The sequence below is a fragment of the Dysgonomonas sp. genome (assembly GCF_035323175.1).
Classification (GTDB): Bacteria; Bacteroidota; Bacteroidia; order Bacteroidales; family Dysgonomonadaceae; genus Dysgonomonas.
Map to the genome: position 1 here is coordinate 243639 of NZ_DAOKYH010000001.1, position 26985 is coordinate 270623.

General features: G+C 37.5%; 27 protein-coding genes. 4 read left to right on the plus strand and 23 right to left on the minus strand.

Annotated elements, in window-relative coordinates; all coding sequences use genetic code 11:
* The first annotated feature begins 1 nt into the window (after position 1).
* Entirely contained in the window at positions 2–1072 is a 1071-nt protein-coding gene (locus PKC55_RS01070; protein ID WP_291128755.1) for a hypothetical protein, read from the plus strand.
* Between the two features lie 32 nt (positions 1073–1104).
* On the opposite strand, the gene PKC55_RS01075 is transcribed toward PKC55_RS01070, so the two are convergent.
* From PKC55_RS01075 to PKC55_RS01110, 8 genes are all read right to left on the minus strand, one after another.
* Positions 1105–1461 carry a hypothetical protein gene (locus PKC55_RS01075; RefSeq protein WP_135104876.1) on the minus strand — a complete coding sequence of 119 codons (357 nt, stop codon included), beginning with the start codon at positions 1459–1461 and terminating at the stop codon, positions 1105–1107.
* Positions 1462–1780: 319 nt separating this feature from the next.
* Positions 1781–2833, minus strand: a complete 1053-nt coding sequence (porN, locus tag PKC55_RS01080; RefSeq protein WP_291028778.1) for a type IX secretion system ring subunit PorN/GldN — start codon at positions 2831–2833, stop codon at positions 1781–1783.
* A gap of 5 nt (positions 2834–2838) precedes the next feature.
* Complete coding sequence (porK, locus tag PKC55_RS01085) at positions 2839–4260, minus strand: T9SS ring complex lipoprotein PorK/GldK (protein ID WP_291127282.1); 1422 nt, start codon at positions 4258–4260, stop codon at positions 2839–2841.
* An 80-nt stretch (positions 4261–4340) separates the two neighbouring features.
* A complete protein-coding gene (locus PKC55_RS01090; RefSeq protein ID WP_291127285.1) occupies positions 4341–5312 on the minus strand; it encodes a PorP/SprF family type IX secretion system membrane protein in 972 nt (323 codons plus the stop codon).
* 291 nt (positions 5313–5603) lie between these two features.
* On the minus strand, positions 5604–6101 hold the full coding sequence (locus PKC55_RS01095; protein WP_303892152.1) for a hypothetical protein: 498 nt from the start codon (positions 6099–6101) through the stop codon (positions 5604–5606).
* Positions 6102–6170: 69 nt separating this feature from the next.
* The gene (gene miaA, locus PKC55_RS01100) at positions 6171–7079 is read right to left on the minus strand and encodes a tRNA (adenosine(37)-N6)-dimethylallyltransferase MiaA (RefSeq protein WP_291130663.1); all 909 of its coding nucleotides are present in this window, start codon (positions 7077–7079) and stop codon (positions 6171–6173) included.
* Positions 7079–7630: an IS1096 element passenger TnpR family protein gene (locus tag PKC55_RS01105; RefSeq protein ID WP_006843218.1), complete on the minus strand. Its 552-nt coding sequence runs from the start codon at positions 7628–7630 to the stop codon at positions 7079–7081. The genes miaA and PKC55_RS01105 overlap by 1 nt, the downstream gene beginning before the upstream one ends.
* A gap of 102 nt (positions 7631–7732) precedes the next feature.
* Positions 7733–9193, minus strand: coding sequence for an ATP-binding cassette domain-containing protein (locus tag PKC55_RS01110; RefSeq protein ID WP_291130667.1), 1461 nt, complete (start codon positions 9191–9193; stop codon positions 7733–7735).
* A 230-nt stretch (positions 9194–9423) separates the two neighbouring features.
* Between PKC55_RS01110 and PKC55_RS01115 the strand changes: the two genes are divergently transcribed.
* On the plus strand, positions 9424–10077 hold the full coding sequence (locus tag PKC55_RS01115) for an OmpA family protein (protein ID WP_291130670.1): 654 nt from the start codon (positions 9424–9426) through the stop codon (positions 10075–10077).
* A gap of 130 nt (positions 10078–10207) precedes the next feature.
* Positions 10208–10642, plus strand: coding sequence for an META domain-containing protein (locus PKC55_RS01120; protein ID WP_291028785.1), 435 nt, complete (start codon positions 10208–10210; stop codon positions 10640–10642).
* A gap of 10 nt (positions 10643–10652) precedes the next feature.
* Here PKC55_RS01120 and PKC55_RS01125 read toward each other — a convergent pair whose 3' ends face one another.
* The 5 genes from PKC55_RS01125 to PKC55_RS01145 all read right to left on the minus strand — a co-directional run bounded on the left by PKC55_RS01125 (position 10653) and on the right by PKC55_RS01145 (position 15955).
* Positions 10653–11591, minus strand: coding sequence for a putative 2-dehydropantoate 2-reductase (locus PKC55_RS01125; protein ID WP_291130673.1), 939 nt, complete (start codon positions 11589–11591; stop codon positions 10653–10655).
* A 30-nt stretch (positions 11592–11621) separates the two neighbouring features.
* On the minus strand, positions 11622–12404 hold the full coding sequence (locus PKC55_RS01130) for a hypothetical protein (protein WP_291130675.1): 783 nt from the start codon (positions 12402–12404) through the stop codon (positions 11622–11624).
* Between the two features lie 82 nt (positions 12405–12486).
* A complete protein-coding gene (locus PKC55_RS01135; RefSeq protein ID WP_135104886.1) occupies positions 12487–13242 on the minus strand; it encodes a succinate dehydrogenase/fumarate reductase iron-sulfur subunit in 756 nt (251 codons plus the stop codon).
* Between the two features lie 11 nt (positions 13243–13253).
* Positions 13254–15212 (minus strand): fumarate reductase/succinate dehydrogenase flavoprotein subunit, encoded by a 1959-nt coding sequence (locus PKC55_RS01140; protein WP_283685936.1) that lies wholly within the window; start codon positions 15210–15212, stop codon positions 13254–13256.
* 41 nt (positions 15213–15253) lie between these two features.
* A complete protein-coding gene (locus tag PKC55_RS01145) occupies positions 15254–15955 on the minus strand; it encodes a succinate dehydrogenase cytochrome b subunit (protein WP_135104888.1) in 702 nt (233 codons plus the stop codon).
* Positions 15956–16572: 617 nt separating this feature from the next.
* Between PKC55_RS01145 and PKC55_RS01150 the strand changes: the two genes are divergently transcribed.
* Positions 16573–16773 (plus strand): hypothetical protein, encoded by a 201-nt coding sequence (locus PKC55_RS01150; protein ID WP_006843210.1) that lies wholly within the window; start codon positions 16573–16575, stop codon positions 16771–16773.
* On the opposite strand, the gene PKC55_RS01155 is transcribed toward PKC55_RS01150, so the two are convergent.
* From PKC55_RS01155 to PKC55_RS01200, 10 genes are read right to left on the minus strand one after another with little or no spacing between them, the layout of a single operon-like run.
* Positions 16766–17827, minus strand: a complete 1062-nt coding sequence (locus PKC55_RS01155; protein WP_291130678.1) for a glycosyltransferase family 4 protein — start codon at positions 17825–17827, stop codon at positions 16766–16768. The two genes, PKC55_RS01150 and PKC55_RS01155, sit on opposite strands and share 8 nt — an antisense overlap.
* Before the next feature lie 6 nt (positions 17828–17833).
* Positions 17834–18928, minus strand: a complete 1095-nt coding sequence (locus PKC55_RS01160; protein WP_291130680.1) for a hypothetical protein — start codon at positions 18926–18928, stop codon at positions 17834–17836.
* Positions 18929–18931: 3 nt separating this feature from the next.
* Entirely contained in the window at positions 18932–20383 is a 1452-nt protein-coding gene (locus tag PKC55_RS01165) for an MBOAT family O-acyltransferase (RefSeq protein WP_324371490.1), read from the minus strand.
* A gap of 3 nt (positions 20384–20386) precedes the next feature.
* Entirely contained in the window at positions 20387–21232 is an 846-nt protein-coding gene (locus PKC55_RS01170; RefSeq protein ID WP_291130685.1) for a hypothetical protein, read from the minus strand.
* Positions 21233–21238: 6 nt separating this feature from the next.
* Positions 21239–22267, minus strand: a complete 1029-nt coding sequence (locus tag PKC55_RS01175; RefSeq protein WP_291130686.1) for a GHMP family kinase ATP-binding protein — start codon at positions 22265–22267, stop codon at positions 21239–21241.
* Positions 22268–22278: 11 nt separating this feature from the next.
* Complete coding sequence (locus PKC55_RS01180) at positions 22279–22836, minus strand: D-glycero-alpha-D-manno-heptose-1,7-bisphosphate 7-phosphatase (protein WP_324371493.1); 558 nt, start codon at positions 22834–22836, stop codon at positions 22279–22281.
* Positions 22837–22843: 7 nt separating this feature from the next.
* Positions 22844–23539: a nucleotidyltransferase family protein gene (locus PKC55_RS01185; RefSeq protein WP_291125649.1), complete on the minus strand. Its 696-nt coding sequence runs from the start codon at positions 23537–23539 to the stop codon at positions 22844–22846.
* Positions 23540–23566: 27 nt separating this feature from the next.
* The gene (locus PKC55_RS01190) at positions 23567–24841 is read right to left on the minus strand and encodes a hypothetical protein (protein ID WP_291125647.1); all 1275 of its coding nucleotides are present in this window, start codon (positions 24839–24841) and stop codon (positions 23567–23569) included.
* Between the two features lie 5 nt (positions 24842–24846).
* Positions 24847–25911 carry a glycosyltransferase family 2 protein gene (locus tag PKC55_RS01195; protein WP_324371497.1) on the minus strand — a complete coding sequence of 355 codons (1065 nt, stop codon included), beginning with the start codon at positions 25909–25911 and terminating at the stop codon, positions 24847–24849.
* Positions 25908–26972 (minus strand): glycosyltransferase, encoded by a 1065-nt coding sequence (locus PKC55_RS01200; protein WP_291124900.1) that lies wholly within the window; start codon positions 26970–26972, stop codon positions 25908–25910. The genes PKC55_RS01195 and PKC55_RS01200 overlap by 4 nt, the downstream gene beginning before the upstream one ends.
* Positions 26973–26985: the final 13 nt, after the last annotated feature.

A 26985-nucleotide genomic window follows, 5' to 3' on the forward strand; every position in this document is an offset into this window, starting at 1 on the left:
TATGCTAAAAAGATTTTCACTTCTATTCTCTTTTATAATTGCTTGCGTATCCACTTCGGCGAATATGGCATCTCCGTGGATAGGTGGCAATCCGATGAGTGAAGCTTATTCGAGCAAGGATATAGATATTCTGCATGAGTCTTTACATGTCCGCATTATTGATTTTTATACAGCTAAGTATACGGTGATCTATACTGCTAAATCAGATAGAGCAGGGAAGCAGATTCCTCTTGTGTTTGATACAATGACTGATGTGTCTGAAAGTGATGGCTTTCGTGTATGGGTAGATGATAAAGAAGTTGCGATATCAAAGATACCTTCTTCATACGAAGACAGGGCGGCTCTTTCGTGGATAGATTCTTTGGATAATCATCTCTTGTACTCGCAGGAGAATGTTCCGAATTTGATCGGACTGAAATATTTTGAATTTGATCTTTCAGAGGGAGAGCATGCTATCAGGGTGGAGTATACAGTGCGTGCGAATGTGTATGTAGGTAATCCTGTCAGAGAGTTTACGTTGAGGTACAATCTTGCGCCGGCTCGTTTTTGGCGTACATTCGGAGGACTGGATATTGAGATAGATATAACAGGACTGGACGGCACATTCGAAACGAATTTGCCTGCTGAAAAAACGAGTCTTACCGATGCTGTAACACACTTGCATTTTTCGGACATACCATCAGATGAATTTGTTATAACTTACACACCTCAAGTAGGATGGTTTGCTAATGTTTTTGTGGTAATTGGGCATTGGTTAGTGCTTGCTTTTATTCTAGTACTGGGTATTGTACATGTTTATCTTACTTTGAGATATCGGATCAGGAAGCCGACAAAACGTTTTTCCCCTGTCGTAATAGTTGGAGGTATTTTAGCACCTATTCTTTATTTGTGTTTATATGTGTGGTCATATTCTTTAATAGATGTGGTGGTAGGAGAATATGCTTCGGGAAGGTATGGGTATGTATTCCTTATCTTTTTGCTATATCCTGTTGCTATGCCAATCTATTTGCTACTGATTTGGATGATTGATAACATGAAGAAGGATAAAATAAAAAAGGATGTCTCTATTTAAGAAACATCCTTCTATCTTCAATCTTGTTTTTCTCATTTGCTAGCCATGTACTTGCCTTGCTGATCGTTGATAGTAGTATTTAATATTGTCAAATACTTTCTATACTGTTTTTCAGACAAAACTGATCTTACATTAGCCAAATTAAAGAATAGCGCTTTTTCTGCTGCTTCTTTATCATTGTCGATCAGTGCGCTTTTTAGTTTTTCAGTAGAATCATAGAAGATAGCTCTCATATATTCTTTCTGATTGGAAGTTGCATTAACATATTCTGCAACAGTTTCGAATGTTGATTTGTTGTTCAATACCCAAAGAACATCATAATCGTTTTGCGCGTAAGAGCTGGCTCCTAATCCAAGCACAGCTACAACTAAAATTAATAACCTTTTCATAACCAATTTTTTAAATAAACAATCTTTACTTTAATAACCTAAACCTATAAGACAAAAAAAGACAGAGAGTACCTGTTATTTATCATGGTACTCTCTGTTTAATTATCTTGTATAGTAATAACCTAAAACTCTTTGCAAAGATAAAATGTATTTATTGAAAAGTAAAATATTTTAACACAAAAATGTCATATTAATGTTCAATGTGATATATATAAAACCTATAAGTATTCTTTTTGATATGTAGATATGGCAAACTTAAATAAAAAAGAGATTGCTTTTGCTAAACAACCTCTCCCTTAAGATATATCAGTTTATTTATTTATCGTCTGTCTCTGGCCGAATACGAGATAGCAGAGGTACTTTTTGCTTTCTTTGTTTTCGGTGCTTTATAATTGCTCTTTTTTGTACTTTTTGTATTGCCTGTTTGAATTTGATTGATCGAGTCGTTCACTATCCATAGTTCTTTGTCAAACTCCTTCAATTCGCCCTCTATTTTGTTTTGAGCCTCTTTTAATGTCTCTGGAGTCGTATATATCTGGTTGAGAAACTTATTTTCCATATTGGTAGTTTTGTATATTTCTCCTTCATACAAGCGCATACGGAAGTAATCGTCAATGGTTTTATTCATTACGTTGTTCTTGTCCGAAGCCATAATAGGCATACGAGCGGCATAAGGGCGTATGTTTTCGTATGGTATCCAAAACTGAGGTTCTTTTAAGCCTTGATTTGTAGATGTTCCGAAGTCTATACCATCAACGTATTGCTGACGAAACAGTACCGGGCAAATAGCCACTATTTTTACGCCTAGCACAGAATTAGACTGATCGAAGTACCAAGCTTCTTTGATATAATATCCCAAAGCTTCGTTGCTGGGAATGCTAAACTCATCATAAGAATAGGTATTACCGTTTTTTTGATAAGGTATCTCTAATCTCTCGAGTACGTCTCCAAAATTGATTTTCAGATTATCCACAAAAAGGTCAGTGCCATTATTCCAATCATAAGCAACAAGGTTTCCATCTCCCATCAGTTTAAAAATCATTGTATAGAAGTTCATTTGATTGCCAATAGGCTGTACCGGATAATACAGGGCAGCATTCTTTCCCTTTGTAAGGTCTAAAAAACGATACACTTCTCTGATCCATGTAGCATTCGATAAATCCTGTGTCTGTGTGTCGTTCATCATTTCTGCACGCACAGACAATTGGGGTACTTTTGGCCCGTTGTTGTTTTGCTGGGTATTACCCTGTTGTTGCTGTTGTCTTTTGGCTATTCTGTCTCGAAGCGATTCGGGTTGTTCTTGTGCATGCAACACAGAGATAAAGCTCAATCCGCAAATAACGACAGCCAATATTTTATATATCTTATTCATTTTCTTTACTTCTTAGATTTTGCAAATCCTACCTGAGTTCTTACACATCTAAATCCGATATACGAGCGTGGCTGATTTTGGAACTCACCTTCGCGCATGTCTCCTCTGATGTTTCTCCCTATATCTTTCCATGATCCACCTTTTACTACTTTCTTCTTTATAGCATATGGGTCTTCTTTGGCAGCATCGTATTTGTATTGAGGATTCATATCATTCATCATTGCTGTACCCGACTCGGTATAAGCCGTAGAAGTCCATTCGGAAACGTTACCGGCCAAATCATATATGCCAAAACGATTTGGTACATAAGACGCTACCCGAGCAGGGATAAGGTTTCCGTCTTTCGTATAGTTCCCTTCTCCCGGCTTGAAGTTTGCCATAAAGCAAGCCTTCTCGTCCATCGTACCTTCTTTATCCCACGGATATTTATTTTCGGTCTTACCATTACGTGCGGCAAACTCCCATTCTCCTTCTGTGGGCAATCGGAAGTTTTCGATCGGACGTCCATTTTTAGGTTGTCCCATTTTGTAGAACATGGTTCTCCACTCACAGAATGCAGTTGCTTGTTCCCAAGTTACACCTACGACCGGATAATCGTTATATCCCGAGTGAGAAAAATACATACGCATATATGGCTCATTGTAAGCATTGTTGAAATCGTTTACCCAAACAGTCGTATCGGGATAAACGTTTACAATCTTGGTATGTACAAAATCGAATAATGAGCTCAAAGGGCGGACTATTGTTTGGTTTACAGGGCGTCCTTCTTCATTGATATAAGCCGTATCTTTTGATATCATTACTACTTGATTGACATCTATTGCAATATCTGTATTGAGGGTTCGTTCCTGAGGTATCAAACGGTTTCTGCGTTTTGCTGCTTCGGTATAATCGAACCATTCATATTTGAAATTCATCTGACGAGGGTCTAATCCTCTATCTCCTGTTATGGGATGTATAAAAGTTACACTGTTTATTGCCAGCTCCTCTTCTTCCAAGGGACGTTTTGGTATCGGCCTCCTCCAATCGAGGTAAGGTTTTACCGGGTCACCGTATCTGTCTTCTGTGATCTTAAACGCTTCGTTTCCTCCGTAGGCAGGGTCGGCCAGACGTTCACGAATAATTGAATCACGTACCCAATAGACAAATTGGCGATATTTGGAATTGGTGACTTCTGTCTCGTCCATCCAAAAATTATCTACCGAAACTCCTTTCGGATTGGCTTTTATATCCCATAGGGAATCGTTCTCGGCCGGTCCCATTTCTATAGAACCTCTCGATACCAATACCATACCGTAAGGTGTAGGTTCGGCCCACGACGATCCCTTTTCGCCAACTACTTCACCGCCGATGCTTGATCCTACCGATTTACCACAAGAAGTAAATAGGATGAGTGAAGTTATAATTGCAAAAAACAAATGTTTCATATTTCTTTTAAGATCTGATTCTGTCAGTCAACTTTTTTATTTATTCTACTTGTAAGTTTGTATACTCGTCTTTTTTATAATTATAATATCCTTATGCTTTTGCCCGAATGCCTGTCTTTTCGCTTCTCTAAAGGCATACTATAGCGTATAAACAATTCATGGCTTCCATGACTGACCTTCGATATCTCTGATGTTGAAAGGTCGTATGAATAGCCTGCATCTATATTTTTTATTTTCACACCAAGCAAAAATACAAAACCGTCCCCTTTTCTCCAAGATATTCCTCCATTGAACATCTTTTTATATTCGGCTTTAGCTGTAACTTCCAATTGATAGGTGACAGCATCAGATTTAAAGAGAGCAGATGGTTGCAATTCTATCAACGGATTTCCCAGCTTTATATTGTATCCTCCTGTCAGATAATAGATACGAGAAATAAAAGAGGTGGTTTGTTCATCTATATCAAACTTGGGCTGCATCAGGTGCGTTATAGAAGCTCCCAAGTAATAAGTAGGAGTGATCCACGATACACCCACACCCATATCAAACTTCTTTTCACCTATAGCTGTGGTTGGGTTTGTAGGGTCTGTTTCTCCTTCAGATCCGTTTCCTGTTCCTTCTTCTCCGCTTGGTATATTCTGTATTCCGGAAGCGTCGAAGTCTATATTCATCATCCCCCCTTGTAAACCTACTCTCAGGTATCTGTTTTTCTTAAACTTAAACCGATAAGCGTATTGCAGCATAGTGGAGGTATTCGTAAATAATCCGAATTTATCAGTTATAACCATCGCACCCACTCCATGCTCCTTGCCCAGAAAGTTCATAGGCATATTCAATGAAACCAACGATGTTACCGGAGCTCTGTCTATACCTGTCCACTGACGGCGATGTAGCAAAGAGCTTTCTATAACATTTCTTTCTCCAACAAACGAAGGATTATAAAAGTTCTTCATATTCCAATATTGGCTGATCTGGGAATCCCACTGACCATATACAACACCCGAACCTAGAGTGAAAAACAGAAAGAATAATGTTATATAGTTAAGTTTCATTCACAAATGTCAGTGATAATGGAGTGCAAAGTAAGTACATTTTATTTTAATTAACGGCCGAAAGCCTTGTAAATTGTGTGTTTAGCTATAATTTGTATTTTAAATGTTCACTTGGTAAAAATTATTTCAATTCCAAAAAGTAACAAAAGTAACAGTTTTTCGGTATGTTTTTATTGTTACTTTATTTTGATCCAAAATAAGAATACCCTACTAATAGATATTTTTTTCATAAAGGTATAAAAAAACAGGCATGGGTTGATTATGCCTGTTTTATATATATCTTAAACGTATTTATTTTGTTTCACTATCCCATATCAAAGCAAGTTTGAAGTTATAAGCGTCAGGTAATACAGGAGTATCAGGAGAACCATCTGATGTTTGAATATAAAAGGTAACAGAAGGATTAGTTCCGTTTCCATAAAATATATCGAAACCTATATACTCGGTATACGGAGTAGCTAAGTCTTTATATGCTTGTACGAAAGGTAAGTTTTTTTGTACTTCATAAATGCTCCCATCCGGAGCTTCTTCATTTACAAAGACAGTTGCGGCAATTGTGCCAAATTCATACAATCTCTCATCTATCTCTTTTACGCTTATAGTCGCTTCATAGCGATTGTAAACGTCATTCCATCCCCATTGATTCTTTTCAACCTTAAAATCTTTTGTTTTAACTTCCGAACCTACATAATATTGTTCGGTAATATCGTCTCCACAACCCGTTAATCCGGTAATGCCAAATACAGCCAAAAGAGAGATAACTAAATACTTGTATAGCCTTGTTCTCATATAATAGTTTTTTATGATTGTTAAAAATACAGCTTCTATTTTAATTAAACAATAAAAGCTCACCTTTTGTTAATATCCGCTAATGGATATTATTTTTTTTAACGCATCATCTTCACTTGTTTCAGATAAGTTTATCCAGTGAATTTCTTTATCTCTCTTGAACCATGTGATTTGTTTGCGAGAGTAAATGCGTGTGCTTTGTTTTATCTTTTCGATAGCAAAATCAAGAGTCCATTCGCCATCCAGATATTTGAACAACTCTTTATATCCGACTGTATTTAATGCATTGAGGTGTCGTTGTGGATAAAAACGTCCGGCTTCTTCTAGCAGCCCCGAAGCAATCATTTCATCTACACGATTGTTTATCCTTTCGTACAATTCGGCTCTGTCGCGAGTCAATCCTATTTTTATAATTTCGAACGGACGTTCTTTTTTTGTTTGTGTTCTGAATGATGAATAAGGCTTGCCCGTCATCAGGCAAACTTCCAAAGCGTGAATCACACGCTTATAATTTTTTAGGTCTACTTCGTTATAAAAATCGGGGTCTAGTACTTTCAGTTGTGCCCGTATCGGTTCCAGTCCTTCTCGTTCGTACAATTCATAGACCTCTTTGCGGAGGCTCTCGTCTATTGTGGGTACATCGTCGATACCATTGCAGAGAGCATCGATATACATCATAGAACCACCAGTGGCTATAAGTACATCGTGCGATTTATGAAGATCTTCTATTATATTCAGGGCATCACGCTCAAATTCGCTGGCACTATAGTAGTCGGTAACATCAAGCATACCAACAAGGTGATGTAGAACACGTTCTTTTTGAGCTGTAGTCGGCGCAGCTGTGCCGACTTCAAGTCCTTTGAAAAATTGTCGGGAATCGGCTGATATGATAGGCGACTGATAGTGCTCAGCCAAGTTGAGACTTAGTGCTGTTTTCCCCACTCCTGTGGGGCCAAGCAGTACTATCAGGCGTTTCATTAATATTCTTCGTCGCTAGGCAACTGAACATCGTCTAATCCGTCAAAGCCTTCGGCATCCAGTTCGTCCATGTCGTATCCTTCGTCGCCATAGAAAGTCTCACCCGTATCCAACGATGTAGAACTTGCTGCAATTGTTTCGAAGTCAACAAACTGAGTAGGAGGGTTTCCTGTAGATTTAGTACATATGGCCTGCTCGAGGTTTTTTCCTGTAATGATTTCTCGTAGTTCCATAAAGAATGCACGCTCTGTCATATAATCAAATACGTACATCAATTTTTGTCTTTCATCTTCCAGAAAATCGTTCAGAATAGATTCTTCCATTGTATACGAATCTTCGTCCGAACTTGTATCCATTTCCACAAGGGTGATTTCTTGTTCTTTTTCCCAGTCGTCAGAGCAGATAAAGAATGAAGTCATCTCACCGTCTTTATAATCTACCGACTTAATAATTGCCTGATGCAGATCAAGAAAAGTATTATCTGCATCTATTTGAATCTCACGCTTGAAGTCTTCAACTTCATCTGATAAAAGTAAAAAACGGAATATCATTTTAATTTATGCTTATTTATTTCTGCTTCAAAAATAATAATTTTTTACAACATTTCTGCAAAATAAATGCAGGGATAGGAAAGTAGAATTACTTTATAACTTTCATTCATTTTTTATCAAAACTTTCCGCCTGTCCACTATGCTCGGGATTTCGTTTTCATAATGAGTGACATAGATTAGCGACTTGTTTGAATCACAATACCTTTCAAGAATTTCTTTTACTCTTCTTTTATTAATAATATCCAGTCCATGAAGCGGTTCGTCGAGTATAAGAAGATCGGGATTTTTTACGAACACCCGGGCTAACAATATCAGGCGTTGCTCTCCCGAAGACACGTTCAGAAAAGATACATCTTTGAGATGCTCCACTCTGAAAAGCTTCATCCATTCTAGAGCCACGACCTCTTGTTCTGTGTCGCACTTTCTGTATAAACCGATAGTGTCGAAAAAGCCTGATCCGACAACATCGAGACATCTCACATTCTTTAGATAGTAAAGATGCATCTCGGGAGATATGTATCCAATCCGCTTTTTTATATCCCAGATGCTTTCACCTGTACCCCTTTTACGGTCAAATAACGTTATGTCATTTGCATAGGCTTGAGGGTTATCACCGCATATCAAGCTCAATAGTGTTGATTTGCCCGCCCCATTGGCTCCAAGCAGAGCCCATTTTTCACCTCGTTTGATTTCCCAATCCAGATCTTTTAATATTGTTCGTTGTCCGTATCGGATATGAATGTTTTTTAGAATAGCGGCATTCTCATAAGTCTTGGTCTCTTCGTCATTAGATGTTTGTTTAAGTGTCTCCAGTCCTTCGATACCGACAGAGGGGAATAATGAAGTTACAAACTCCTTGTCTTCCTCAAAAGTCATGCGAGACATCGGTTGATATATCTGTTTGTCTTTTATCGGCAGAATATGAGTAACCATATCCGGTATATCGTTGGGGTTGGATAAGATCAATACAATCTGTAGATTATCGAGCTCGGATAAACGGGTGAGTAGGTCATTCAAAATTTTTCGGGATGACGTATCGAGTCCGATAAACGGGTTGTCGAGTATCAAAATACGAGGTCTCGATAAAAGAGAGCGCACAATCAAAAATTTGCGGAGCTCACCACTTGATAGAAGATTAACCTCTTTATTCATCAGATCTTCTATTCTGAACCATTCTACCAATGTATTCAACCATGTTTGATCGACATTCTGCACCAAATCTTTTGTTAGAGGTACTTCTTGCTCATCTCCCTTATTCCACCGTTGTTGGTAGTAGCTGTTCTGTGTATCAATAATGCTGTATATATCCCTGAAAGCAACACTTTTTACAACAGATGATACGGATAGATTTACCCCTGATTCATCAGCACTAATAATTTCACCCTCTTTAAGTGCATATTTACCCAATAATATATCTACCAAGAGCGTTTTTCCTCCGCCATTTGGACCAATAACCGCCCAGTGTTCGTTTTCTTTAATCGTCCAGTTTACGGGATGATTAAATCTTAAACTATCAATGCGAGGAGTCGCTCCTTTTATTTCAATTATAATCTTTTTATCCATAAGTAATAAATAAGTTACAAATATAATGAAAGTCGTATGTCGGTGCTTGCAGTATTCCGGAATAAAGAATTAATATCAAGCATTTTATTCAAAAAAGAGAGGGAATTTATCTCATTTTTTACATTTCATAAATCTTTTCTTAAAATATTTCCTATAATATAAGAAATATATTAAATTTGTCAATTGATACAAACAAAATAGGTATTTACCTTAACACCAAGTATATCATTATGAAACTAAGACTTCTACTGTCATTTATGCTTTTAGGGCTATTTGTATTTCCCGTAAAAGCTCAAAATGCAACTACCACATCTACGTCGAATGATCCGGCTGTGCAATTAATCAGTGATGATCGTGTAACAATATTGAGGGGAGATACTCCGGGACAAACTGTAGTATTGTCAAATGCTGCCACCAATAGGAGAAAGTATTTTGGTTGTCCGGACAGTATACCATCACTGTGCGCGCCAGTAAAAGATGCTCCTCCGATAGAGGCGGAGACCAGACCTCTCAAAAATCCCGACCCGATTGTAGCACCTGTGAAAAAAGATCCTTTCTTTTTGCCTAACCCTGTCTTTTTCCGTATAAATAAATATGTGATAGATGCATCCGAATGGTCTAAAATTGAGTTGGCTGTGAATTATTTGAACGAGCATCCCGGTTCGACTGTTGTCGTAACAGGATATGCAGATAAGAAAACAGGTACTGCTAAAATAAATATGAAGCTATCGGAACAACGTTCTAATGAGGTGGCAAAAGCTTTGGAAACAAAATATGGTATTGCCAAAAATAGAATATCTGTAAACTGGAAAGGTGATGGATTGCAGCCGTTCGAACTTGAGAATGATAAAAACCGTGCTGTGTTATTCTTGATAAATCCGTAGATAAAATATAATATAGAATAGGGTTGTTCCAAACAAAATCTGGAGCAACCCTATTTTTTTATTTATATGCAGCGTATTATACCTCCTAATCATCTATTAAATAGAGCGTAAACCTTAAATGAAATAAATTATGAAAATAAAATTTTTCCTTTTTTCTTTATTAGCTATTATTTTTCTAGGATGTAGCGACGATGAACATACCCTAAGTAAACAGATTCAGAATTCTTGGAAACTTGAAGGTTTTGGTAATAATACAGAATATAATGAGATATCAAGCTGTGAAACATGTTATACCCTTACGTTTCATAATACTAATAAATTCTATGGGTATACTCTCGCAAATAGTATAGCAGGAGAATATAATATCAATAAAGAATCTATTTCATTTAAAGATTTCCTTATGACAAAAGTGAATGAGCCCCAAATCAAGGGATTTAAAGGATATTTTGAAGGCTATTTAGAGTTAGTTCATTCGTTTACTTTAACCGAAAAGTCATTGAAGTTATATTATGGAGATAGGGGTGAATATATGCTATTTCGTTTAATTTATCAAGATTTAGATTAAAGAATCTGTGCTACCCTATTTTCTTATTGATATATTGATCCTGAATAAACCTCAATTGTTTTTCCAACATAGAAACCCGGGTCATCTCGTACCCTGCTTTCTGTGCCTCTATTATCGGTCGTGTATAAATATAGTCGATTTCTAAAGGACGATGAGCATCAAAATCAAGTTTCATACTTGGTGAATACGGTCTCATTTGTTGCGTCATAACCAGCATCTCATCGGCATAAGATTCTGGTATGGTAAATCTTCCTTGTCCTACGTGATTAGCACCACGTATCACGTCGAGCATCATCTCTTTCAATAGCTTTGCAGTTGACGGATGATTCATCAGTATATTTGTTTCTGTATTTAAGACAACGGTCATGCCATTATACGGAATGTTCCAAACAAGCTTCATCCACCGTGCTAACTCAAGTCCCAGAATATTTGATTCTATTCCTGCTTGTTTGAAATCGGAGCACACTTGTTCCAACACATTAGAATCTCTACAAGAGTAAGATCCTAAATTGAGTTTTCCATAATCAAAATGGGCTATATGCCCGCTCCCGATCTTACTAGAGCAGATAAAAGCCAAGCCACCTGCAATTTGTAATTCAGGAAACGTTTCTTGTAGATCAGCTTCCAATCCCAATCCATTTTGTATCAATATGACGACTGTGTCTTGATGTAAGAGGGGAGGGAGCAGCTCTTTTAAGAGGTTGTTGTTTGTTGATTTCAATGCAACCAAAACAACATCACACGCAGGCATGTCTTTCGTATTGCTATAAGCCAGAACATTCGATAAGTGAAAGTTTCCGTTAGTAGAATCAATCTGTAGCCCATGATTCTTTACATAGTCATAATCTGAATGAAACAAGAAGTGTACTTCGTGTCCACAGTGAGCTAAGTTTCCGCCATAATATCCGCCTATAGCTCCGGTTCCTATTACTGCATATTTTAGAGACATATATTACTTTTTTATTATAAAGGTATAGTTTTATGCTTCTCCATTTACTGCGATGTCGTATAATTTATTCTTTGTTATATTTACTTTAATAGACCAATAATATTCTCCACCGTCATTTACCGTTATCACAGCATCGTTTAGATAAGCTGTATTTATAAAACGGTCATTTTTATATAGAAAGTTAATCCAAACGATTTTGTCTCCATTTTTATTGATATATCCTACATATTGTCTTAAATAACGATTTAGGTTCTTTGTTATAAAGTCTGAATGGGTAGGTTCTTTTCTCTTTATATAAACAATGCTGTCCGTCAAGATTTTCTCAGTATATCTTACATCATCTAGTGTTGGGGTGTAACGCTCTTTTTGTTCATCAAAATTATGCCAAGTAGATGATTCTTTATCTATTATCCCACCATGAATAATCTTTCTCTCATTCATATAAATTACTTCAAAGTAGTTTTTATCTGGTAGTATTTGATAATCAAATGTTTTATTTTTTATCTCTGTTTGTTGTGTATTCTTATGAGGAGTACCTAAAAAGCCAATAACAATGATATTACATTCTCCCAAAATCCCGTTATAAAATGATATATCGACTATATTGTCTGAAATACAAATAGTGTCAACGAGTTTTTTTGTTTTGGCTATTATAATATCGTTCTTCTGCGAGTTTAGTCCGGCGTTATTTAGCCATTGTATGGTAATATCTTCATTGTTTATTGCTTTAATTACGGTGGGACAACTTCTTGTTGATGGTATGCATCCATGGACGCAAGTGATGCTAAATAAGATTAGAAAATATTTTGTCATAATATTAGGCCTTATATCATGCAATATTACAAAAAAAGCGACTACCATGAGGTAGTCGCTTTCCATATATTTATAAAGATTATTAGTCTTTAAATTTAGCTGATAAGAATTCGCGGTTGAGGCGGGCAATATTGCTAATAGAAATGTTCTTAGGACATTCTACTTCACATGCACCTGTATTTGTACAGTTTCCGAATCCTAATTCATCCATTTTAGCTACCATTGCTTTAGCACGGCGAGCACCTTCTACACGTCCTTGAGGAAGAAGTGCCAACTGGCTCACTTTCGCAGAAAGGAAGAGCATAGCCGAACCGTTCTTACAAGCAGCAACACAAGCTCCACATCCGATACAAGAAGCTGAATCCATTGCTTCATCAGCATCTACCTTAGGGATAGGAATAGCATTGGCATCAGGTATACCTCCGGTATTTACACTTACATATCCACCAGCCTGAATGATTTTATCGAAAGCATTACGATCTACCATCAAGTCGCGAATAACAGGGAACCCAGCTGAACGCCATGGCTCGATAGTAATAGTTTCGCCATCTTTAAATTTACGCATGTGCAACTGGCAAGTTGTAATGTCTTCATCCGGTCCGTGTGGATGTCCGTTTACGTAAAGACTACACATACCGCAAATACCTTCACGACAGTCGTGGTCAAATACTACCGGCTCTTTTCCTTGGTTTATAAGATTTTCATTCAGAATATCAAGCATCTCAAGAAATGAACTATCTACTGAAATACCATCAAGTGAATATGTCTCAAAAGCCCCTTTTACTTGTGGGCCTCTTTGACGCCAAACTTTTAATGTTATATTTATTAGTTTTTCCATTGTCGTTTATTTTATGCCTTGTAATTACGTTGTTGTCTTACTATAAACTCATAGTCTAGTGGCTCTTTTACAAGCTCAGGAGCTGAATCTTCGCCCTGATATTTCCAACATGCAACATAAGAGTAATTTTCATCGTCGCGCATCGCTTCCCCTTCAGGAGTTTGGTATTCTTCACGGAAGTGACCACCACACGATTCGTTACGATTCAATCCGTCATAAGCCATTAATAAACCGATTTCGATGAAGTCTGCCAAGCGTAGAGCTTTTTCCAACTCAGTATTCAGGTCATTGGCTTCGCCCGGTATAAGAACATTCGACCAGAATTCTTTTTTAACAGCTTTCAGTTCTTCGATTGCTTTCTCAAGAGATTCTTTTGTACGTGCCATACCTACAAAATCCCACATGATAAGACCCAATTGTTTGTGGATAGAGTCAACAGAACGTTTTCCTTTTATAGCCATCAGTTTAGCTATCTTCTCTTTGATTTCATTTTCTACTTCCGCAAATTCAGGAAGGTCTGTGCTGAAACGAGGCACAGTAATCTGATCGGCAAGATAATTCTGAATAGTATATGGTAATACGAAATAACCATCGGCTAGTCCCTGCATCAATGCTGATGCCCCAAGACGGTTTGCTCCGTGGTCTGAGAAGTTAGCTTCTCCCAGAGCAAACAAACCTTTGATAGAAGTCATCAACTCATAATCAACCCAGATACCACCCATTGTATAGTGGATAGCCGGATAAATCATCATCGGTGTTTCGTATGGGTTTTCGTCAACGATTTTGTCATACATCTGGAACAAGTTACCGTATTTAGCTTCAACTACGTTGCGTCCAAGACGTTTGATAGCATCGCTAAAGTCAAGATATACGGCAAGACCTGTAGATCCTACTCCATATCCTGCATCACATCTTTCTTTGGCTGCACGAGATGCAACGTCGCGTGGTACAAGGTTACCGAAAGCCGGATAACGTCTTTCCAAATAATAGTCTCTGTCTTCTTCTGCAATCTGAGTTGGTTTTAATTTACCTGCACGGATTGCTTCAGCATCTTCTTTTTTCTTTGGTACCCATATACGTCCGTCATTACGAAGAGATTCTGACATCAATGTCAATTTTGATTGGAACTCTCCATGAACAGGAATACATGTTGGGTGAATTTGAGCATAACAAGGATTTGCGAAGTATGCTCCCTTTTTGTATGCTTGGATAGCTGCCGATCCGTTAGAACCCATTGCGTTAGTAGAAAGGAAAAATGCATTTCCGTATCCACCTGTTGCTATTACTACAGCATGTGCCGCAAAACGTTCTAGTTTACCTGTTACAAGGTTGCGTGCAATAATACCACGTGCACGGCCATCGATCATAACAACGTCGACCATTTCGTAACGGGTATAAAGCTTCACGCTTCCCTTTTGCACCTGACGGCTCAGAGCCGAGTATGCACCTAATAACAATTGCTGTCCGGTTTGTCCTTTAGCATAAAAAGTACGGGATACCTGAGCTCCACCGAATGAACGGTTGTCAAGTAAGCCGCCGTATTCGCGAGCAAAAGGAACTCCCTGAGCTACGCATTGGTCGATGATGCTATTCGATACTTCAGCAAGACGATATACATTCGCCTCGCGAGCACGGTAGTCACCACCTTTGATTGTATCATAAAATAGACGGTATACAGAGTCGCCGTCGTTTTGATAATTCTTTGCTGCATTTATACCTCCCTGTGCTGCGATAGAGTGTGCACGGCGAGGAGAGTCCTGGATACAGAAGTTCAGTACATTGAAGCCCATCTCACCAAGTGATGCTGCTGCTGAAGCTCCTGCAAGACCTGTACCCACGATAATAACGTCAAGGCGACGTTTGTTAGCAGGGTTCACCAGTTTCTGGTGGTCTTTATAGTTGGTCCATTTGTCTGCTAATGGCCCATCAGGTATTTTTGAATCTTTTTTTGGATCTAGTATAGTACTCATATCTGTTTTTCTTTTAATCAATTAACAAAAATAATCAGTGCCTAAACAAATGGGCAAAAAGTAGCTCTTGCGTAGAAGTAAATAGTTACAAATGCAAACGCAAGACAAATAATAGTAGCAACTACTTGTCCAATTACTTTCCAGCGATTCATCCATACGCGATTGTTCCATCCGATGGTATGAACAGCACTCCAAAATCCGTGAGATAGGTGAAACCATAATGCTACATACCATATCAAATACGCTGCAACAATCCATTCTTTGCTGAAATAGTATTTGATAAAAGCAGCTCCATCTTGTGGAGATACTGTAGCATCGCCTAATTCTACATGATGATGTCCCATTAGTTCGGCAAACATCATTTTATACCAGAACTGGCTGAAATGTAGTACTAGGAATCCAATTACGATTACTCCCAAAACAAACATGTTCTGAGATGCCCATTGCACGTTTTTAGGGCGTACATTTACTGCATAACGATCATTACCGCGAGCTTTGCGATTTTGTAGGGTTAAGATAAGTGCATAAATGAAGTGAACTGCAACAAGTCCTCCTAAGACGGCAGTACCTGCCACAGCATACCAGTTAGCACCAAGAAGGGCACAAATGGTGTTGTAGGCCTCTTCCGAAAACACCGCCGTTACATTCATCGCCGCGTGAAACAGCAAGAATAAGACAAGAGCGATACCTGAGATACTCATGATCAACTTCTTGCCAATAGAAGATTTAAGTAACCAACTCATAAATCAAATCTGTTTTTAGTTATTTAGAATAGTTAATTTTAGATGTATTGATCGTTGACTATGATAGAAAAAAAACATGCGTAATCGCTTTTTTCTATTACCCTGCAAAAGTAGGTTAAATAAAGGTATTTTCAAAGTAAAAGCAAGAGCTTTTTAATCAAAAAGCAAAATCTGTAATTACTATATGAACATATCCGATTTCATTTATTGACCTATATTATACGTATTTAAGGTTGATATAGCATAAAGCTATAAATACACTCTGTTCTTATAAATATAGTCTTTTTATAGAAAGAGCCAAAATCTATGAGTTTTATTCTGTATGGCTCTTGTCGGTATGTTTTTAGTATTGATAACATTCTAAAAAAGCGTATAAAAGAATGGCATGGTAGCTTATTGTAGAATAATTTTATTTGCGAATGTCTTGAAAGCCTTATTCACAGATGAACTATTTCTTTCGTAATTTGTTTTATTTATAGTAATAATGACCTGTTTGGAGACTATAGCATAATTTACGAGATGTAATTCTTGTTAAATTTGTTTAAATAATCTGTATTTTTGCATCTTTCTGGCTTTTTATGCATCTAATAAGTAAATAAGCACAAATAATACCAATAATGAAAACTTCCAGGCCTTTTACAATGTCATACGCATTGATTCCTACTGCATTATTGTTAACATCAGTAGGCATTCTAAATTTTGATTCGGATAAAGTACTTGGATTCGCTTGTTTTGCTGCCTCTCTTATTCTTCTTGTTGTATCTCTGGTACAAATAGTAAAGGATAAAATCAGAGAGTCGAATCAAAAATTTACATAAATAATTGAGCCAACTCGTAAACTTGTTTGGCTGACTTGTCCCACGAATATTTTTTTATTTGTAGTAAACCTTTTTCTTGTAATTCTTTTCGCAGCGGTTCATCAACCAACAACTGTTCTATCTTTTGAGTAATATCTTCTACATTGTAAGGATTTACGTATAATGCTGCATCTTGGCTTACCTCGCGTAAGGCAGGTATATCTGAATTGATAACCGGACAGCCGTATGTCATCGATTCCAATGGCGGTAAGCCAAAGCCTTCGTACAACGAGGGGTATACAGATAATAAAGCATTCTGATACATGGTCTGTAATTTCTCATCGGGTATATAGCCCGGAAGATGTACATTTTCCCCGATTAGTTTTTGTAGATCAGGTGTATTGAAGGCTTTGAACGACATACCTATAATATATAGTTTCACCGACTTGTCTTTTATTTTGTCAAAGGCTTCTACAAGTCGTATAAAGTTTTTGCGGGGGTCCATCGATGATACTGCCAGAATATATCTTTCCGCTTCGGGGTTGCGTGTGAAATTCAATATTTCTTCTTTACTTGGCTTATTATGAAACGGTACGTTGCTATGTACTACATGTATCTTTTCGGCATTTATACCTAAAGTATCCACTATTTCTTTCTTCGAAAATTCACTGACGGTAAGTACTGCATGTGCTTTTTTTCCGATGCGAGGCATCATGTAATGGTAGAAACGGTAATAATTTTTTGAGAACCATTCGGGGTAACGCTCATGCGATACGTCGTGGATGGTCATGATTTGATTGCTATAATTTAGTGGGCCACAGCCTGTAAAGCTTATCAGCAATGGGCTGCCAATACGCTTCAGATAGCGGGGTAGGGATATCTGCTCCCAGAGATGTGTATTCAAAGAACCACACTTCACCACCTTGAAATTGAACTTATAATCCGGATGGATTTCCTTCGGTACAGCTACATGAAAATCGACACCCATTTCATGAAGTTTGTTACATATCTCGAAAGCATATCGATGTACGCCTGTTGCTTTTTGTGTCAAGTATCTTCCGTTAACTACAAACATATTATGTCAATTTTTGGGTAACCAATCTTTGTTTTGTTCTACAAATATATTCACTAAACTATCCAGTTGGTGTATCTTATTATCAATATTGGATGAGTTAAGTTCATATTCCGGATTATAAATATTTTCGAGTACTTTGTCTGTCAATGCCGGAGAAAAGTGTGTAACGTCCGAATAGTCATTCAGATCGGTAATTTCATTCATGTTGAAAAAGAACATTAATCGGGTATTGTTGTATGCCTTCAGGGACTGTTGCAGGTGATATATGAAATCGATGAACTGGTCGTAATACCCACTTTCTTTGGTATGATACCAGTATAGAGCTGAATATGGAGACAAAACAATTGTGTATTGAATATCTTTATGATCGTCTATAGCGATACTTTCCAGTAATGAAGCAAGTTTGCTCTGCATGCGTTCCTTCATTCCATCGAGTCGCTGGATAGATACTGTTTGTCCACTTAAGTAAAGATCCTTTACATGATCGGCATCGTAATAGTTCAAATAACTGTTGTTCCCTATTTGATCTATTTCTGTTTTCATCACATACTCTACGGGTATCTGTTCTTTACTTTTCAGATATAGAGGTAGTATCAGGTCGATGGGTAAGAAGCGTATGCATGCTTCATATCCATATAGATACTGTAGCTTATTGATAGGTTTGTCTTCGTATAGGAATCGCGGATAACGGACTTCTTCAAAGCCGAGATTGAACTGAGGAATGTCAAAGTTTATAATGAATGATTTTACACTATCTTTTTTGACTAACGAGTATAGATATTTCATTTCTTCGTTGTTCATTCCTCCGCTTGATAGCTTAACAGGTTTAACAGAAGGATTATTCTTTTTGAGAATAGATATATCATAATTCTGCACCATCGATGATCCGAGTACAACAGTATTGTAGTCGTAGTTGCGTGCGAGTCCTCCATTTTGCAGCCATGGACTCAGAAAATAGCGTCCATCTTTATTGACTCTGAACTGGAAAAATGGATCAACAATATAAGTAAGACAGCCCACGCCTAGCAGCATTACAATAGAGGCTATTGCAAATACGCTAAGGAATTTTTTGAATGAGTTTTTATTCTCTATCTTATTCATAGGCTAGAAGTTGAAATAAATAAACGCACCTACTCTCGAGAAATGAATTACCGACACCGTGAACAGCAAGGCGATAACCATCGCATTTTTTACCGTCGGTTTGAATTCATTGTACTTATCTATACTGTTCTTAGGATATAAAAACACCAATGTAGTCAAAATAGACAGGATAGCCAATACATATATCACAGCCATAGAGTCCGGATATGTTATGCTCGTGTTGTAAGCCATGTGGGCTATACCACTAAAGCTGAAACTCTCAGGAGCGAACATATTTTTAAGAACGGCGAGAGCTATGTCGAATGTCGGCGAACGGAATAATACCCATGCCGCATTTACAAACATAAATGTGAAGAATATCCGTATGAGGTTGGGTATTTTCTCCAGATGCTTCATGAATAGTCTCTCAAATATGCGTACGACCCCGTGTGCAATACCCCATACGATGAAAGTCCAAGCTGCGCCATGCCAAATACCACTGACAAAAAATACGGCAAACAGGTTGAAGCATGTACGGGCAAGACCTTTGCGATTCCCCCCCAGCGGATAATATATCAGTACGGCCAGAGATCGACCTAATGTGATGTGCCACCGTTTCCAAAACTCAGTTATACTTACAGACTTGTATGGAGAATAGAAGTTGACCGGAAGGTTGATGTTCATCATCTTAGCCAATCCTATTGCCATATCGGAATATCCGCTAAAATCGAAATATATCTGAAACGAATAAGATAGGGCGGTCAGCCACGAGGTTGCAAAACCAAGTTTTTCGGGCGATAGGTATGAGTAAAATACAAAATTGTCGAGCGTATCGGCTATTACAGCTTTCTTGAAAAGACCGATAACAAAGATGAAAAGACCGGCTGAAAAGTTCTTTGCATTGAAAAAGCGATTTTTCTCATCCAGATATTGATGCAGAACATCTTTAAGAAACACTATAGGCCCTGCTACTAACTGAGGAAAGAATACGATAAACAATGTATAATCCCAAAAGTTTGGTACTTTTTCTTCACGTTTTAAGACGCTGATAAGAAAAGCTATTTGTTGGAATGTGAAAAAGCTGATGCCGATGGGCAGCATGATATGTTTTATTACAAACTGCGTGTCGAAGGCATAGTTGATGTTTTCCAGAAAGAAATTGGAATATTTATAATAGCCTAAAAGCACAATGTTGAATATAACACCTATTGTAAATACTATTTTACGTGTAGGGGGCCTCGCTATATTCTGCACGCCGGTTGCAACAGAATAGTTGACTATTACAGAAGACATAATCAAAGCTATATACCAGAGATGTTCGAATCCTTGAAAAAATATAGCTCCATAAAATATCAGTGATGCTACGATCAAAAATATTTGCTGGAATCTGCGGCTTACATAACGTGCCATCCCGAAGTATAGCAAGAGTACTAGCGGCAGATAAATAAATACAAAACTGTATGTAGAGAATATCATATATTAAGTATTCTGCTGTTCTATATCTTTATAGGTTTTACCACTATACCAACTTCTCTTCACGAATAACTTACTTAATCCGATCCAAAACTTCATTTTGAATCTGTTCCAAGTTTTGTTATTACTTTTTGTTTCTGTAAAGTAATCATAGTTGGCAATGATATTAAAATAACGTTTTTTTTGCTCCATTCCTCCCTTCAGGTACTCAATATGATGCGTAACTGTTTTTGATTTGGGAAAGATATAAAAACGTCCTTCTTTGATGTTTGGTATATAAGGGTATTTGTATTTCACATAACTGGGAACATGCACAGGTGTATTTTCCTTTATCCACAGATAACCTGCGTTTGTATCTCTCAAGAAGTTGGATATATGACACTCGGGAAAAAGTTCAAAATCAAAGATTCCCGAATTTTTGATAATATATTGTGTCTTGATAATTGCAAAATCTGTAGCTAAGGCATAGTATTTGTCATACCAGTCGGCACTAGCCCAAACTGCAAAATCAGATTTGTCAAGCAAGCTTGTATATTTAGAGATAATACGATCACCATACATCCATGTGTCAGCTTCGAGGATAAGGGTGTATTTGCAGTCCGATGGAATATATTTAATACCTTCCATTAGTAATTGCGAATTGCCTCGCCTGTGTCCTGCGTTCTCTTCCAGTATTACGAGCTTGTCAATGAGCGGTAACGAATCGGGAGTGACTTCATAGCCATTGTTCTTGCCATTGCTGACAACAATTGTATAATAATCATTTTCCTTCCATGTATCAGATATGATCCGAAGATTATGTTTCAAATCTTCAATCCTGTCATATACACGTATAAGAATTGCTACTTTCATCTAGTTTTATTTAGTATACCAGGTTTCTAATCCCTTTTTTGTAAAAGTGTATGGTTGTATCTGCGCGTCCAATCCTTGTAAAGCTTTAGCTACGGAAAAACGTGTATTTCCCGGACAATAGAAAAACACATATCCTCCACCTCCGGCTCCCGATATTTTGCCTCCTGTGGCTCCGGCTGATATGGCTGTATCGTATAGTTCTTCGAAAAGCGGAGTGGAAATTCCGTCCGCCATGTCTCGTTTGTAAGTCCATCCCCGATGCAAAACATCTCCTATTTCGTCCAGATTATTTTTCAGAATAGCTTCCTTTATTTCATAAGACTGTTTTTTTATCTGATGCATTGCTTCTATTGACCTTTCTTGATGATCTTTAACATTCTTTTGTTGCTTTTCGATGATATCTCCCGAATTTCTACTCGAGTTGGTGTAGCAAAGCAACAAGTTGTTAGATAGCTCATTGATTATTTCGTTGCGGATGCGTAGAGGATTTACAATCACTTTGTCATCTGCATAGAATTCCATAAAGTTAAACCCTCCGAATGCTGCGGCATACTGATCTTGTTTTCCTCCTGCTTGCTTTAGGTCTATTCGTTCTATCTGATATGCCAGATATGCCAGGTCGTAATCGCCCAAAGGCAAAGATAGCCATTCGGTATATGCACCCAATATAGCAATGGCTAGTGTAGAGGACGTTCCTAGTCCCGAGCCAAAAGGTACTTCGAGAGCGCAGGTCAGTGTAAAAGACAAAGGCTTTTTTATAAAGTCTTTGATTACCCTGTTGTATATACCTTTCATCAAGTCGGCTTTGTCGTTGGCGATAGGTAGTTCGATCGCAGAATCGAAAATATATTCCTCATTTGTTTGTGGAATACGGAATACAATTTTGTTGTCGGTGCGAGGTTCAATATTTGCGAATGCATACAAATTTATAGTTGCATTCAATATACATCCTCCATACAAATCCGAGTATGGAGATACATCGGTTCCTCCACCTGCTAATCCTAATCGGAATGGGGCTTTACTTCTTATTATCATGACTTGATATTTTAAAATATCTTGAGCAGACTATCTGCAAACTTATATAGATTTTTGTAATGTGCGTTAATGTTCTCGTATATTTTATGACCTTCGGGATATTTATCACCCACTAGTATTGTGTACATTCCCAGTTTGTTGCCGAATTCAATGTCTGAGATGCTATTGCCTACCATAATTGATTTTTCGAACTCTATTTCGGGGAAATCAGCAAGTGCTTTAAAAGCCATTCCAACGTTGGGCTTTCTATTTATAGAGTCAGATGTCAGATCGGTACAATAATATATTCGATCTATATGTCCGCCCGAAGTTTCTATTTGGGATAGCATATAGCTATGTACTTCTTCCAAGTCGGATACGCTCATCCTGCCACGGCCAACTCCACGCTGATTGGTGACAATGAAAATGCGTTCGAATCTAGAAGATAACATTCTGATAGCCTGTAAAGTTTTGTCTATAAATACAAATTCTGGTATATTCTTGACATAATCGCTGGGGCGTTCTACATTAATAACGCCATCTCTATCAAGAAATAAATACTTGTATTTGTCTAAATTTAGTTTGTCCATATTAATTTTACAAGTTCTTAAAATCTTGGTTCGCCTTCGCAAAGTCGGAAGGAATTCCTATGTCGATAAAATAACCATCTTGCACACAGCCATAGAATGGAATATTGTTGATGTGCTTTTCCATCACATCTTTTTCGAAAGAAAATTTTTCAGGAAGGCTTAATGTCTGAAATAGATTTTTGTTTATTACGTACACTCCTCCATTGATTAATCCCTTTGCGCAATGCTGTTTCTCGTTAAAGCGAATGATGCGTTCCTTTTTATCCAAATCGACAGAACCATAACGGTCAAAATCTGTCATAGGTTTCAATGCTAGGGATATCATCGCTTTCTTTTCTTTATGAAACTCTGCTAGCAGAGTAGTATCTACATCAAAGAATGTATCTCCGTTGAAGATAAAGGCTTTATCTGTTTCTACTTTTTCGAATGCCAGCTTGATTGCCCCGCCTGTTCCTAAGGGAGAATCTTCTACGACATAAGATATCTTGAAAGGGTATGACTTGCCGTCGAGCCACTGTAGTATAACTTCCGATTTATAACCCAATGAAAGAATCAGGTGATCGAATTGCTGATTTTTTGCATAGTCGAACAAGTAACTCAAAAATGGTTTTCCGGCTACTTCGGCCATGCATTTCGGAACATCACTTACTACTGATTGTAAACGTGTACCCAGCCCTCCGGCTAATATAATACATTCTTTCATTTTGCTGCTTTTGCTATTACTGCTTCTTTATATCTTATTGTTTATACTTCTTTGCTTCATTTTTATTTTGCTCTTCGTATATAGCTTAGGCATATATACGTAATATTTATAGAACATGAAATAGAAGAATATGATGTATAATATGAGATTTAAGTCGATAAGTCCTTTTACATTCAGCGCCAAGGTATATACAAACATCGATATGGCAACCATATTAACACCCCAGTCTTTTGTTAAGCTAAGTTTTATGATATATAGCTGATATACGAAAAATCCCAGAGTTCCTATTATTCCCGAGAAGAATAGAAGTCGGCTATATCCCACATCGGTACCAAAAAATGTTGCTGTCCCTTGCCCTATAATCAGTTCTGAGAATTTTGTCGGTATCAAAAACATCTGAGATAATCCACTTGAAGACTTCGTTTCTAATCGCCCGTGTACAAAGAGGTTTGTAAACAATTCGAAAGCCCAGTCAGTAAAGCTCGAAAAGTAAAACATTGCAAAAGTATATCCGGCGACCATCAGGAATGCCGCTGCTATGACAAATGTCTTCGCTTGTTTCTTCACTGCCCTGTTGTCCCACAGATACAATACCGCAATAAGAGCAAACCCCACCGCCATACCTACAATCGTTGTACGAGCCATAAACAGACCGATATAAAAAATAAATACGTACAATGTAGCCAGTATAATAAACTCTTTGGTAGTAAGTTTCATTCTCATAAAGAGATAGGAAAGTAAGATAAGGGCAATACCACTGATTGCTCCCGCTCCAAAGAACCCGATGCCATATCCCAACAGGCGTTGCCCTCCGGCTTCCTCCATGATTTCTTCAGTGTACTCTCCACCTTCCATCTGTAAAGATATGAGGAATTCTTTAACAGGATCGCTTATGTACATCAAAAATGCGCAAAGAGACTGTAATGCGATGGCTCCGATAATGTATAAGAGAACTGTGTTGAGGGTAGGTTTTTTATGTATCTTAAATATAAGTAACATAATAATATATGCTGTAAAGAACCAGGCAATCCTACTCTTTACATAGTCGAAGCTAAATCCTCCGTCATCGGCTCCATTGTACCATACCGAAGTGTAAAAAATCAGAAATAAAGCAAAAGTGGCAACCATCACATATACAACTTCCCGAAATGGGAAACGATGATAGGCATAGATAGCTAGTCCGATCAAACCCGATAGAGAAATGAAAGATGAGCCTCGTACATCCAAAGCCTGTGGATAAATATAATAGAACGTTACCAATAAAGGAACCAACATTGGTAATACCTGTTTCAATTTAGGCATACACTTTATCTAAATACTAGTTTGTAAATAAGGGACTTTTTATATCTGAGTCTAAAAGTACACTTTGTATAAAAAATAGCCAAATCTCTTGATGTATAATTTCTTTCATCGTATAAAGATGAGGCTTTCATCATCTTTATTACTTTCAGACCTAAACGAGAATTTGCACACAGACGTAACCATGTAAGCGAAAGAAGCTTCACCAGATAATTTTCGTCACAGAAGTCTTTGTCTTTATTCAGTTTGAGTAAGGAAACCATAAATGCTTCACACTTGTCAAGATAGTCGAATGACGATTGTAAAGGAACACATTCTGCTACAGAAGTATAGATATTTATAAAGTCGTCATTGGTAGGCAAGCCCAAATGCTTGCAATGAATTTTAAATACCTTCTTCTTATTCTCTGTTTGCAGTTCTTCGTGCAAAGAGGATACTTGTTGCTTATGCACACGATAGAGCAACAAAGGTTCGCTTAGATTTCCCAACTTTGTTTTGTACATAGCTTCAGACCACAATGCATAGTCTTCGACATGTAAATACTCCGGCTCAAATTTTAATCCCAGGTCGGTAAATACTCTCTTGCGAATCATTACCGCCGGATGGCATATTCCCGACCGAAAAAGCATATATCCTCGCAACTCACGGTCGTGTATCGGGCTATGGTTTAAATCTTTTTTACTCGGATTTTTTGATCGGAAGGCATAAAACTGTGTGCTTACTATATCATGATCGGTATGTTTCTCCAAAAATGCGACTTCCTTTTCGATGCGAGTAGGCAAGGAGATATCGTCAGCATCCATACGTGCTATATAATCACCTTTGCACAGCAAGATACCTTTGTTCAATGTTTGTATTAATTTCAGATTCTTTTCATTGGTGAAAACACTTATACGGGAATCTTTTTCTGCCATAGCCTGTAATAAGTCTCCTGTTCTGTCAGTAGAACAGTCATTTATGGCTATAACTTCAAGGTTACGGTATGTTTGATTTAGAATCGAATTGATCGATTCTTCCACATACCTTTCTACATTATAGCAGGGTATTAATACAGAGACTAAAGGTTGGCTCATTTTTTATTTGCTACTATTGTGTTAAAGACAGCGCCATAACTGTCTACCATTTTCTCTATCGTAAAATTTGCAAGATATGATTGTCTTGCACACTCAGACATGCTTTTCTGAATGTTTTCGTCAGATAAAATATATTGTATTTTTTCTTCAAAGATAGAGGCTTTATTCTCTACCGCAAAACCATTCTTCCCGTCCAATACTTCTGTAATACCTCCTACAGCAGATGCAACTACCGGAACTTTGAATGCCAGAGCTTCGAGTATCGACATTGGCAAACCCTCGTAGTTGGATGGTAATATAAAAACATCAGCGTACCTTAAATAAGTAAAAGCAGAATGCATTTCACCCAAACAAAATACATTGGGCGGCAGTCCCTCTATTTCCTCTTTATTGCCAATCCACACAAAGGCATATTGAGGCATTTCATGTGCTATATCCAGAAATAAATCGAATTTCTTTTGTTTCGATATTCGCGAAATACACATGATTGTTTTGGGATAATCTTTTTTTATACTCTCTAACTTTTCAGTCAGAGGATCTTGTTCAATTTTATTTGTCAGATAGTGATCTGCAACGCCATTGTATATCCGTTCTACGTTTTTACAGATATTTTCTTCCTTCATCATATCCACATCGTATTGGCTCACCCCAATGATGCGGAATGCTTTGTGCTTCAACAATTTTTCGATAACTAAGAATTTCCGAAAAGCAGTCCTTATCGAATCAAATCCATGTACGGTATATACAATTGTTTTACGACCGAATACTAATCGTCCGATCGCTCCCATCTTGGAAGAGTGCAGGTGCACAACATCGGGTTTGTATTTGATACGATAATAGAATAATTTCAATAAAAGTATTATATCTTTTATTGAAACCTCTTTACAATGATTGTTTAGCTTAATGCGGGTAAAATTATCTCCCAAATTACTCCAGGCTTCGCCATTACCTCCATATAGGAGAAAGAGTTCGTGCTCAGAACTGAATTTTTTTACCAGGTCTGCAACTATAGTCTGGGCGCCGCCATATTCAGAAACCGTAATAACCTGGAAGATTTTCATGTAATTATCTTGT